This is a genomic window from Chromobacterium vaccinii, from assembly GCF_000971335.1.
GTDB classification, from domain to species: domain Bacteria; phylum Pseudomonadota; class Gammaproteobacteria; order Burkholderiales; family Chromobacteriaceae; genus Chromobacterium; species Chromobacterium vaccinii.
In genome coordinates, this window is the sequence record NZ_JZJL01000076.1 from 1 (window position 1) to 12055 (window position 12055).

The window sequence follows — 12055 nt, forward strand, 5'->3', positions numbered from 1 at the left end:
ATGCAGGCCGATGTCGAAGACCTTTCCAGCGAGCTGGAGCGGCTGAAGCCGGCCGAGCTGGTGATCCCGGACGACACCGGCCTGGCCGCCTTCGAAGGCATCTCGACGCCGAAGAAAAAGCTGCCGCCGTGGCAGTTCGACATCGAATCGTCCAAGCTGGCGCTGACCCGCCACTTCGGCACCCGCGACCTGGCCGGCTTCGGCGCCGATACGCTGCCGGTGGCCGTCGGCGCGGCCGGCGCCTTGCTGGAATACGTCAAGTCCACCCAGGGCGTGAACCCGGCCCACATCGCCGCGCTGTCGGTGGAGGAAGCCGGCGAGCTGATCCGCATGGACGCCGCCACCCGCCGCAACCTGGAGCTGACCGAAACCATACGCGGCGAAGCCTCGCCGACGCTGGCCTCCCTGCTCGACACCTGCGCCACCAGCATGGGCAGCCGCCTGCTCGGCCACTGGCTGCACCACCCGATGCGCAACCACGGCAAGCTGGCCCGCCGCCACGGCGCGGTGCGCGCGCTGCTGCCGCGCTACCAGGACGTGCATGCCGAGTTGGACCAGGTATCCGACATCGAACGCATCACCTCGCGGGTGGCGCTGCGCTCCGCCCGCCCGCGCGACCTGTCGGCACTGCGCGACTCCTTGACCGCGCTCTCCGGCGTCAAGGCGCTGGCGGCCTCGCTGGATTCCGCGTTGCTGAACGAGCTCTCCGGCGTGCTGCCGGTCGATTCGCCGGTGCAAAAGATGCTGGCCGCCGCCATCCTGCCGGAGCCGGCCACCTTCCTGCGCGACGGCGGCGTGATCAACGACGGCTTCAGCCCGACGCTGGACGAACTGCGCGCCATCCAGACCGATTGCGGCGACTTTCTGCTCAAGCTGGAAGCGCGCGAGAAGGAGCGCACCGGCATCACCACGCTGAAAGTGGAGTTCAACCGCGTCCACGGCTTCTACATCGAGGTGTCCAAAGCGCAGTCGGACAAGGTGCCGGACGATTACCGCCGCCGCCAGACGCTGAAGAACGCCGAGCGCTACATCACGCCGGAACTGAAGGAATTCGAAGACAAGGCGCTCACCGCGCAAGACCGCGCGCTGGCGCTGGAAAAGCAGCTGTATGAGACGCTGCTGGACGAGTTGGCGCCGCACATCGCCGAACTGAAGCTGATCGCCCAGGCCGTCGCCGCCTTGGACGTGCTGTCGGCCTTCGCCCAGCGCGCCGCCATCGGCAACTACGCCGAGCCGCAATTCGTGCCCGAGCCCCGGCTGGACATCGTCGCCGGCCGCCACCCGGTGGTGGAGGCCGAGGTGGAACGCTTCATCGCCAACGACACCAAGCTGTCGGCCGAACGCAAACTCTTGCTGATCACTGGCCCGAACATGGGCGGTAAATCCACTTACATGCGGCAAAACGCGCTGATCACGCTGTTGGCCCACGTCGGCAGCTTCGTGCCGGCAGACTCGGCGGTGATCGGCCCGATCGACCGCATCTTCACCCGCATCGGCGCGTCTGACGACCTGGCGGGCGGCCGCTCCACCTTCATGGTGGAAATGACCGAGACCGCCAACATTCTCAACAACGCTAGCGAGCACTCGCTGGTGCTGATGGACGAGGTGGGCCGCGGAACATCCACTTTCGACGGCCTGGCGCTGGCCTGGGCCATCGCCCGCGCGCTGATCGAAAAGAACCGCGCCTACACGCTGTTCGCCACCCACTATTTCGAGCTGACCACGCTGGCCGGCGAATACCCGGCGGTGGCCAACGTGCACCTGTCCGCGGTGGAGCACAAGGACCGCATCGTGTTCCTGCACCACGTCGAAGACGGCCCGGCCAGCCAAAGCTACGGCCTGGCGGTGGCGCAGCTGGCCGGCGTGCCGGGCAAGGTGATCCGCGATGCCCGCCGTCACTTGGCCGACCTGGAAAACCAGTCCGCCGCCCGCGTGCAGCCGGACCTGTTCGCCGCTCCGGCGCCGGCTCCCGAACCGGAACTTAATCCGGCGGTAGACCGTCTACACGAAATTGATCCCAATGAGTTGAGCCCGCGCCAGGCGCTGAATCTGCTGTTCGAGCTCAAAAAACTGGCCAATTGACCAGCTCACTCGAGGAATCGTTTCCTATTATTACTAGATGGTAACGTTCAGAAGAGGAGCAAGTGATGTCGTTTGAAACCACCTCCGCCATTCCCAGCTTGAGCCAGCTGCTTGGCCACATCGGGGACGACGGGTCCATTGCCCTTTCCGATATCCGGGAAAAGGCCAACCTCGAACTGTCCAGCTTCGCCGAGCTGGCGCAAAAGGAATTGAGCCAGTTCGACATCAGCATGCCGCCGGCAATCAGTCTGATCAGCGGTGAAGGCTTCCAGCTCTCGCTGGAAAACCAGCACCCGCATTCGGACGAGATCCAAAATTGGCTGGACGGCAATCTGATCCTGGCGCGCAAGTTCAAGGAAGTTGAAGTGCTGTTCGAATTCGTACGGGCCGCCGAAAGCGCCGGCGAAGTGTTCTCGGAAAGCTCGAACTTCCATATTGGCCTAACCAGCGCGGGTCCGATCGCTTATTTCGAGGATCATCATAACCACTAGCTGTTTGGTCCGTGACCCAAATAGATCGGCGCGCGGCATCGGCGCCGCAACACCCCAGCGGGAAAGCGATAGCTTTCCCGCTCCGCATTTCAGTCCGGCAAACACGGCAATCGCGGTCGGCGCCGCGCAGGCTTCCCTGCGCCAACAGCCATTCCCGCCAAAAAACCGCCCCGTCGGCTTAAGGCTTCTTGCCGCGCGCGAAACGGAAGACAGGGGCTTTTCCCGTCTTGGCACGACTCTGCGCCTGAGGCGAGTTGGTCCGCGGCTTGCCGCCGCGGCCGGCGGACTGCGCCCGCGGCAAATCCTGAAGCGAAACCTCGATCTCGCGCGCCTCGCCGGGCTGCAATCCATCCAGCGCCCATGGACCGATCGCCACCCGCACCAGACGCAGCGTGGGCAGGCCAGCCTTGGCCGTCATTCGCCGCACCTGGCGGTTCTTGCCTTCGCTGATGATGATTTCCAGCCAGCAGTCGGGCACCGTCTTGCGAAAACGCACCGGAGGATTGCGCGGCCACAGTTCCGGGTTGTCGATGCGCCTCACCTGAGCCGGCTGCGTGACGAAATCGCCCAGGTCCACGCCCTGGCGCAGCATTTCCAGCTGCTCGACCTTAGGCTCTCCCTCTACCTGCACCCAATAAGTCTTGGGCAGCTTCCAGCGCGGATCCGCGATGCGGTGCTGCAGCGCGCCGTCGCCGGTCAGCAGCAGCAGCCCCTCGCTGTCGGTGTCGAGCCGGCCGGCCGGGTAGACGCCGGACTGCGCCACGCAGGACTTCAGCGTAGGATGGGTGGGGTGTTCGGAGAACTGGCAGATCACGCCGTAAGGCTTGTTGAGCAGGATGAGCTGGGGCATGCGGACGACACGGCTAAACATAAGGTAGGCGAATGATAGCAAGCCCGGGGCGCGCCGTGATCGATATCATGCGCCGGGCACCGCCATTCGGCGGTTCGAACAAGCGTTTTATTCGCATCCGAACGTCCATCCGCCAGTTATCAGGCATAAAAGTTTCAGTTACGTCGCCAACCAAGCCGATGAGAAGGGGTATAATTCGCTTTTGAAAATTGCCCAAGAGCCGCCAGACGCCCGCGTCAGGCCGGCCGCCCGCTCCGATGTTCCCCGGGACGTCGTCCGAGCGTTGAACTCTTCGCGCAATCGTTCTGTCGTCACAAGATCAACATGGAGATAGAGTAATGCCAGCAGAACAATCGAAAATCATCTACACCCTCACCGACGAAGCGCCGGCGCTGGCCACCAGTTCTTTCCTGCCTATCGTTCAGGCCTTCGCGGGCTCGGCCGGCGTCCAGGTGGATACCGCCGACATCTCCGTAGCCGCGCGCGTGCTGGCCGAATTCCCCGACTATCTGACCGACGAACAGAAAGCGCCGAATACCCTGGCCGAACTGGGCAAGCTGACGCTGCAGCCGGAAGCCAACATCATCAAGCTGCCCAACATCAGCGCCTCGGTGGCCCAGCTGGCCGCCTGCGTCAAGGAGCTGCAGTCCAAGGGCTACAAGCTGCCCGACTACCCGGAAAATCCGGCCAACGACGAAGAAAAGGCGATCAAGGACCGCTACGCCAAGTGTCTGGGCTCGGCAGTCAACCCGGTGCTGCGCGAAGGCAACTCCGACCGCCGCGCGCCGCTGGCGGTGAAAAACTACGCCAAGAAGCACCCGCACTCGATGGGCGAATGGAAGCAGTGGTCGCAGACTCATGTCTCCCACATGCACCACGGCGATTTCTACCACGGCGAAAAGTCCATCACGCTGGACAAGGCGCGCGACGTCAAGATGGAGCTGGTGACCAAGAGCGGCCAGACCATCGTGCTGAAGCCCAAGGTGGCGCTGCAGAACGGCGAAATCATCGACTCGATGTTCATGAGCAAGAAAGCGCTGTGCGAATTCTACGAGCGCGAGATGGAAGACTGCCGCGAGGCCGGCATCCTGTTCTCCCTGCACGTGAAGGCCACCATGATGAAGGTGTCTCACCCCATCGTGTTCGGCCACTGCGTCAAGATCTACTACAAGGACGCGTTCGAGAAGCACGGCAAGCTGTTCGACGAGCTGGGCGTCAACGTCAACAACGGCATGGCAACGCTGTACGAGAAGATCGAAACCCTGCCTGCCTCCAAGCGCGAAGAGATCATCCGCGACCTGCACGCCTGCCAGGAACACCGTCCACGCCTGGCGATGGTCGACTCCGCCAAGGGCATCACCAACTTCCACTCGCCGAACGACGTGATCGTGGACGCCTCGATGCCGGCGATGATCCGCGCCGGCGGCAAGATGTGGGGCGCCGACGGCAAGCCTTACGACTGCAAGGCAGTGATGCCGGAATCGACTTTCGCCCGCATCTACCAGGAGATGATCAACTTCTGCAAATGGCACGGCAATTTCGACCCGCGCACCATGGGCACCGTGCCCAACGTCGGCCTGATGGCGCAGAAAGCCGAAGAATACGGCTCGCACGACAAGACCTATGAAATCCAGGCCGACGGCGTCGCCAACATCGTCGACCTCGCCACCGGCGAAGTGCTGCTGAGCCAAAACGTGGAAGCCGGCGACATCTGGCGCATGTGCCAGGTCAAGGACGCGCCGATCCGCGACTGGGTCAAGCTGGCCGTGACCCGCGCCCGCAACTCCGGCATGCCGGCGGTGTTCTGGCTGGACCCGTATCGCCCGCACGAGAACGAACTGATCAAGAAGGTGCAAACCTACCTGAAGGATTACGACACCAACGGCCTGGACATCCACATCATGTCCCAGGTTCGCGCGATGCGCTTCACGCTGGAGCGCGTGGCTCGCGGCCTGGATACCATCTCGGTCACCGGCAACATCCTGCGCGACTACCTGACCGACCTGTTCCCGATCATGGAGCTGGGCACCTCGGCCAAGATGCTGTCCATCGTGCCGCTGATGGCTGGCGGCGGCATGTACGAAACCGGAGCCGGCGGTTCCGCGCCCAAGCACGTGCAACAGTTGCTGGAAGAGAACCACCTGCGCTGGGACTCGCTCGGCGAATTCCTGGCGCTGGCGGTGTCTCTGGAAGATCTGGGCATCAAGACCGGCAACGCCAAGGCCAAAGTATTGGCCAAGACGCTGGACCTGGCCACCGGCAAGCTGCTGGACGAGAACAAGTCCCCGTCCCGCCGCACCGGCGAGCTGGACAACCGCGGCAGCCAGTTCTACCTGTCGATGTACTGGGCCCAGGCGCTGGCCGCGCAAGCCGACGACAAGGAGCTGCAAGCCCGCTTCGCGCCTGTCGCCAAGCAACTGGCCGACAACGAGCAGAAGATCCTGGCCGAACTGAAGGCCGTGCAGGGCAAAGCGGCCGATATCGGCGGCTACTATCTGCCGGACCCAGCCAAGTGCGCTGCGGTGATGCGCCCCAGCGCCACCTTCAACGCGGCGATCTCCTCCGTGCAGGCCTAAAACCTGGCCCGCAGACCACAAGCCCCCGGTTGCCGGGGGCTTTTTTCATGCCCGCGCTCGCGGCCAATCAACGCCAATCGCCGGCGAGCGCCCGCGCCGCCTCCAGCGTCATCGTCTTCGCCGCATCCGGCCGCTTGCCTCCGCGCCAAGCCATCATCAGCCGCCAATGGCCCAGTTCCGGCTCCTGCAACGGCAATTCCCGCAGCGCGCCCCACTCCAGCTCCTGCCTCACCGCCAGGCGCGGCACGAAGGCCACATAACCGTGCCAGAGGGCCAGATCGCGCGCGGCCGAGGCCGGTTGCGGCAGATGGATGGGCCTGCTCGCCGCGCGCAGCCGCCTCAGACGGCGAACCAGTTCCTCGGAGCCGTTTCCCCAGTTCTGCGGCGCCAACGGATATTCCGCCAATCGGCCAAGCGGTAGTTCCCGTCCCACACCCGCCAACGGGTGGGAAGGAGCCGCCACCGCCACAATCGGCGAATCGCACAATGCTTCCAGCTCCAATCCGGAAACAGCGGGACGTTGCAACACAAAACCGATATCCAGCTCGCCGCCCAGCAATTGCTGCAGGATTTGGGGCGAATGATCGGTATCGCAGCGGATTTCCAGCGGCGCCTCGGCCAGCTTCGCCAGCAAGGGACCAAACACCACCCCAGCCAAAGAAGGCAGACAAGCCACCCGGACTCTCGGCAGCCCTTCCGCCCCGGCCAAACGCTCCCGTCCCTCGGCCAGCGCGTCCAATGCCGCTCGCGCCGCGGGAAGAAAAGCCATGCAGGCCGCAGTCGGCTCCGCGCCGCGGCGATGCCGGCTGAACAGCCTCGCGCCCAGCCGCGTCTCCAGCAAAGCGACTCGCTGGCTGGCCCGCGGCTGCGACCAGCCTCTGCGCGCAGCCGCCTGGCTGAAACTGCCCAATTCGGCCACGTCCAGCAGCAACTCCAGATCATCCAGACTCACAGACATAATAAAAATCCATGCCACATATTTTAGCCAACGCGTTACATGATAGCTCTCAGCCTCCGACAATGGACTCACTCCCATTCGACGGAAAAAAGAGAAAGACATGCGGCATATCCAGACCGAACGACTGCTGCTGCGCGCCGTCGGCGCCGGCGACGCCGAAGCGCTGTACGCGATCTTCGGCGATCCCGAAACAAACCGCTACAACCCGCATGGCCCCTACCCTTCTCCCGAGCATGCCCGCATGACGCTGGCCGGCTGGACGGAAGAGTGGGAGCGGCATGGTTTCGGCCGCTGGGCAGTCGCCGACAAAGAAGAGCCGAATAGGATCATCGGCTTTGGCGGTCTCAACTACAGCGACTACGGCGGGCAAGACAGGCTGAGCCTGGGCTATCGCTTCGCGCCTTCAGCCTGGGGGCGGGGATTGGCCAGCGAAATGGCCCGGCAAGCGCTGCGCTGCGCGTTCGAGGCCCTGGCCGCGCCTGCCGTGTTCGCCAAGGTCCGTCCGGCCAATCTGCCCTCGATCCGAGTGCTGCAGCGGCAGGGCTTCAGCCATCACGGCAGCCTGCGCGACATTCCCGCCGCGCCGGCGTCATTGGTCTATATTTCGCGTGCGCCAGCCAAGTAGGCCGCCACGAAAATGAAAAGCCCGCCATAGGCGGGCTTTGAAATATGCCTTGCAGCCCACCACGCGGCGGGACTGAATCCAGAACTGACTTACGCGTTCTGAATATTGGACGCTTGCTTACCTTTCGGGCCGGACACCACTTCAAAGCTCACACGCTGACCCTCTTTCAGGGTCTTGAAGCCTTGCATGTTGATGGCCGAGAAATGGGCGAACAGATCCTCGCCACCTTCGTCCGGGGTAATAAAGCCGAAGCCTTTTGCGTCATTGAACCACTTCACGGTACCAAATGCCATTTAACTTCCTTGCGAAAAAAAGGCTGGTGAAGCCGACCAACTTAGAGCTTAATAGAGTTTGACAAAATGCTGTGCTGCAAAATGCCAAACAGTTAAGCCAAGCACCAGCTGCATTTCTACGCAAGCACGGCGACGGCGTCAAGTGATTGCGATCTTGAGAGCCCCCTTGAAAAAAAGTCTGGGGGAACCAAAATTGAAGTGAGGCACCGTTTCAGTGAAAGTCGACATGTCCACCTCGGTCAAAGACGATGCCCAGCTTGAGGCGTCACGGGTTAGGGAAAACCCACCCCCGATGTATAAGGTGTTGTTATTGAACGATGATTTTACCCCAATGGACTTCGTGGTGCAGGTTCTCCAACAGTTCTTCTACATGAACAGAGAGAAGGCCACCCAGATCATGCTGCAAGTCCACACGCAAGGTCACGGCGTGTGTGGCGTTTATACCAAAGACGTGGCTGCAACGAAGGTCGAGCAGGTGTTGCAATATGCGAAAGCGCATCAGCATCCGCTTCAGTGCGTAATGGAGGAAAACTGATGATTGCCCAGGAGCTTGAAGTAAGCCTGCACATGGCGTTCATGGACGCACGGCGCAAGCGCCACGAGTTCATCAGCGTGGAGCATTTGCTGCTCGCGATGACCGACAACCCGTCGGCCGCAGAAGTCTTGCGGGCCTGCGGCGCCAATATCGACCAACTCAAGAAGCAGCTGACCGACTTCATCGATGAGCACACTCCCACCGTGCCTGGCGAGGCGGAAGTCGAAACCCAGCCGACGCTTGGATTCCAACGCGTGATCCAGCGCGCGATCCTGCACGTGCAGTCGTCGGGCAAGAAGGAAGTGTCCGGCGCCAACATTCTGGTCGCCATCTTCGGCGAGAAGGATTCGCACGCGGTGTACTACCTGCACCAGCAAGGCATCTCGCGGCTGGACGTCGTCAACTTCATCTCGCACGGCATCACCAAGCAGCGGTCGCAGCAGCCGCCGCAGGAGCCGCGCGACAGCGGCAACAACGACGCTGACGGCGAGGAGCAGGCCACCGGGCCTGGAGGGGCGCTGGAAAACTACACCCAGAACCTCAACCAGATGGCCCGCGACGGCAAGATCGATCCCTTGATCGGCCGCGAGCACGAGCTTGAGCGCACGGTGCAGATCCTGTGCCGCCGCCGCAAGAACAATCCGCTGCTGGTCGGCGAAGCCGGGGTCGGCAAGACCGCCATCGCCGAAGGCCTGGCGCGCCGCATCGTCGGCGGCGAGGTGCCGGAGATCCTGTCCAAATCCACCGTTTACGCGCTGGACATGGGCGCCCTGCTGGCCGGCACCAAGTACCGCGGCGATTTCGAGCAGCGGCTGAAGGCGGTGATCAAGCAACTGACCGAGGACACCAACGCGATCCTGTTCATCGACGAGATCCACACGCTGATCGGCGCCGGCGCGGCGTCTGGCGGCACGCTGGACGCGTCCAACCTGCTGAAGCCGGCGCTGTCCAACGGCAGCCTGCGCTGCATAGGCGCGACCACGTACAACGAGTATCGCGGCATCTTCGAGAAGGACAACGCGCTGTCCCGCCGTTTCCAGAAGATAGACGTCACCGAGCCGACGGTGCAACAGACGGTGGAAATCCTGAAGGGCCTGAAGTCGCGCTTCGAAGCCCACCACGGCGTCAAGTACACGCAATCGGCGCTGTCCACCGCGGCGGAGCTGTCGGCGCGCTACATCAACGACCGCCACCTGCCGGACAAGGCCATCGACGTGATCGACGAGGCCGGCGCCGCGCAGAAGATCCTGCCCAAGTCGCGGCAGAAGAAGGTGATCAACAAGTCGGAGATCGAAGAGATCGTCGCCAAGATCGCCCGCATTCCGCCGAAGACGGTCTCCAGCGACGACAAGAACGTGCTGAAGAACCTTGAGCGCGATCTGAAGAACGTGGTGTTCGGCCAGGAGAAAGCGATCGAAGGCCTGGCCAGCGCGATCAAGATGACCCGCTCCGGCCTTGGCAACCCGCAGAAGCCGATCGGATCGTTCCTGTTCTCCGGCCCCACCGGCGTCGGCAAGACCGAGCTGGCGCGCCAGCTGGCCTACATCCTCGGCGTCGAGCTCATCCGCTTCGACATGTCCGAGTACATGGAACGCCACGCGGTGTCGCGGCTGATCGGCGCGCCTCCGGGCTATGTCGGCTTCGAACAGGGCGGCCAGTTGACCGAGGCCATCAACAAGCATCCATACGCGGTGGTGCTGCTGGACGAGATCGAAAAAGCGCATCCGGACATCTACAACGTGCTGTTGCAGGTGATGGACCACGGCACGCTGACCGACAACAACGGCCGCAAGGCGGATTTCCGCAACGTGGTGCTGATCATGACCACCAATGCCGGCGCCGAATCGTTGTCCAAGCCTTCGCTGGGCTTTACCCAGACCAAGGCCGCCGGCGACGAGATGGGCGACATCAAGCGGCTGTTCAGCCCCGAGTTCCGCAACCGTCTGGATGCCATCATCCCGTTCGGCGTGCTGGACGAGCAGATCATCCTGCAGGTGGTGGACAAGTTCCTGATGCAGCTGGAACAGCAACTGTCGGAGAAGCACGTCGACATCCACTTCACCGACGAGCTGCGCCGCTACCTGGCGAAGAACGGCTTCGACCCGCTGATGGGCGCGCGTCCGATGGCCCGACTGATCCAGGACACGCTGCGCAAGGCGTTGGCCGACGAGCTGCTGTTCGGCCGGCTGGTGGCTGGCGGCGAAGTCACCGTCACCGTGGCCGACGACAAGGTGGAGCTGTTGTTCGACCAGAGCGCGCTGGCGGCGGAACCCGTCTGATCGCGATCAACCTGCCCGCAACAGAAGACCCGGCCATGCCGGGTCTTTTTATTTCCCACGCCGAGGAAAGAAAATCCGGCCTCAGCCGCGCGGATGGTGGCGCGCGTGCAGCTGCTTCAGCCGCTCCCGCGCGACGTGGGTGTAAATCTGGGTGGTGGAGATGTCGGAATGGCCCAGCAGCAGCTGCACCACCCGCAGGTCGGCGCCGTGGTTGACCAGATGGGTGGCGAAAGCGTGGCGCAGAACGTGCGGACTGACCTTGGACAGGCCCTGGCGGCTGGCGTATTGCGAAATCAGGTGCCAGGCCATCTGGCGCGTCATTCCGGCCTTGCGCTGGGTGACGAACACCGCGTCGCACGGGCGCCCGGCCAGCAACAGCGGCCGCGCCTCCTTCAGGTAGCGCAGCAACCAGTCCTGAGCGATTTCGCCGAGCGGCACCAGCCGCTCCTTGCTGCCCTTGCCCATCGTCTTCACCACGCCATCCAGCAGGTTCAGCTGGTTCAGCGTCATGCCCACCAGTTCCGACACCCGCAGGCCGCTGGCGTACAACACCTCCAGCATCGCCCGGTCCCGCAGGCCGAGCGGCGTCTCCACATCCGGCGCGTCCAGCAGCGCTTCGACGTCGACCTCGGACAGCGATTTGGGCAGACGCTGCCCGCGTTTGGGCGACGCCAGCCTGGCGCTGGGATCGTCGGAGCGGATGCCGCTGCGCAGCAGGTGCTGGCAATAGCGGCGCAGGGCCGAAATCAGCCGCGCGCGGGTGGCCGGCTTCTCGATGGCCACGCCGGCCAGCAGCGCCCGCTCCAGATCCGCCGGCCCGGCCGCTTCCAGCGTCGCGCCCTGCTCGGCCAGCCTGGCGGCCAGCTTGGACAAATCGCGCCGGTAGGCGGCCAGCGTGTTCTGCGACAGTCCGTCCTCCAGCCACAGCTGGTCGAGGAAGGCATCGATGCTGTCCTTATCCGAGCTCATGCCGCAGCAGCCATTTCTTGATGTCCAGCGTCTCGTCGCCGGTAGACTGGTTGAAGCCGCCTAGGCCGGCGCTCGCCACCACCCGGTGGCAGGGCACGATGACGGGGATGGGGTTGCGGCCGCAAGCGCCGCCCACCGCGCGCGGCGACGACGACAGGTCCCGGGATAGATCCAGGTAGCGACGGGTTTGGCCGCAGGGGATCGCCGAAATCCGCTCCCACACCCGCAGTTGGTACGGCGTGCCGTCCAGCCGCCACGGCACGGTGAAGACATGGCGCGGATCGGCGTAATAGGCGTCCAGCTGCCTCGCCACCTCCGCTTCCAGGCTGCCCGGCTCAGGCGGACGCAAGACCGCGTCCGCCGGCAGGAAACGCAGCTCGCGCAACGCGCCGGCTTC

11 protein-coding genes are annotated in these 12055 nt (G+C 63.7%); 6 read left to right on the forward strand and 5 right to left on the reverse strand.

The genetic code is table 11. From position 1 onward, the window contains the following. On the forward strand, positions 1-2082 hold a 2082-nt coding region (gene mutS, locus VL52_RS21620), incomplete at its 5' end, for a DNA mismatch repair protein MutS (protein WP_046158979.1). 65 nt (positions 2083-2147) lie between these two features. Beyond that, positions 2148-2573, forward strand: a complete 426-nt coding sequence (locus VL52_RS21625) for a hypothetical protein (RefSeq protein WP_046158980.1) — start codon at positions 2148-2150, stop codon at positions 2571-2573. A gap of 178 nt (positions 2574-2751) precedes the next feature. On the opposite strand, the gene VL52_RS21630 is transcribed toward VL52_RS21625, so the two are convergent. Beyond that, entirely contained in the window at positions 2752-3423 is a 672-nt protein-coding gene (locus VL52_RS21630; RefSeq protein ID WP_046158981.1) for a pseudouridine synthase, read from the reverse strand. 338 nt (positions 3424-3761) lie between these two features. Here VL52_RS21630 and VL52_RS21635 point away from each other — a divergent pair, with 338 nt between their 5' ends. After that, positions 3762-5999 (forward strand): NADP-dependent isocitrate dehydrogenase, encoded by a 2238-nt coding sequence (locus VL52_RS21635; RefSeq protein WP_046158982.1) that lies wholly within the window; start codon positions 3762-3764, stop codon positions 5997-5999. Positions 6000-6066: 67 nt separating this feature from the next. Here VL52_RS21635 and VL52_RS21640 read toward each other — a convergent pair whose 3' ends face one another. Continuing rightward, the gene (locus tag VL52_RS21640) at positions 6067-6957 is read right to left on the reverse strand and encodes a LysR family transcriptional regulator (protein WP_046158983.1); all 891 of its coding nucleotides are present in this window, start codon (positions 6955-6957) and stop codon (positions 6067-6069) included. Positions 6958-7057: 100 nt separating this feature from the next. Here VL52_RS21640 and VL52_RS21645 point away from each other — a divergent pair, with 100 nt between their 5' ends. Further along, positions 7058-7582 (forward strand): GNAT family N-acetyltransferase, encoded by a 525-nt coding sequence (locus VL52_RS21645; RefSeq protein ID WP_046158984.1) that lies wholly within the window; start codon positions 7058-7060, stop codon positions 7580-7582. Positions 7583-7671: 89 nt separating this feature from the next. On the opposite strand, the gene VL52_RS21650 is transcribed toward VL52_RS21645, so the two are convergent. Next, complete coding sequence (locus tag VL52_RS21650) at positions 7672-7875, reverse strand: cold-shock protein (protein ID WP_011137214.1); 204 nt, start codon at positions 7873-7875, stop codon at positions 7672-7674. Between the two features lie 226 nt (positions 7876-8101). On the opposite strand from VL52_RS21650, the gene clpS reads away from it, so the two are divergent. Together clpS and clpA are read left to right on the forward strand one after the other, a co-directional pair. Then, on the forward strand, positions 8102-8410 hold the full coding sequence (gene clpS, locus VL52_RS21655) for an ATP-dependent Clp protease adapter ClpS (protein ID WP_021476693.1): 309 nt from the start codon (positions 8102-8104) through the stop codon (positions 8408-8410). Next, a complete protein-coding gene (gene clpA / locus VL52_RS21660) occupies positions 8410-10689 on the forward strand; it encodes an ATP-dependent Clp protease ATP-binding subunit ClpA (protein WP_021476694.1) in 2280 nt (759 codons plus the stop codon). Before clpS ends, clpA begins: the two co-directional genes overlap by 1 nt. A gap of 81 nt (positions 10690-10770) precedes the next feature. Here clpA and xerD read toward each other — a convergent pair whose 3' ends face one another. After that, on the reverse strand, positions 10771-11658 hold the full coding sequence (gene xerD / locus VL52_RS21665) for a site-specific tyrosine recombinase XerD (RefSeq protein ID WP_046158985.1): 888 nt from the start codon (positions 11656-11658) through the stop codon (positions 10771-10773). After that, the coding region (locus VL52_RS21670; RefSeq protein WP_046158986.1) for a methylated-DNA--[protein]-cysteine S-methyltransferase at positions 11645-12055 on the reverse strand (411 nt) is incomplete at its 5' end. The genes VL52_RS21670 and xerD, both read right to left, overlap by 14 nt.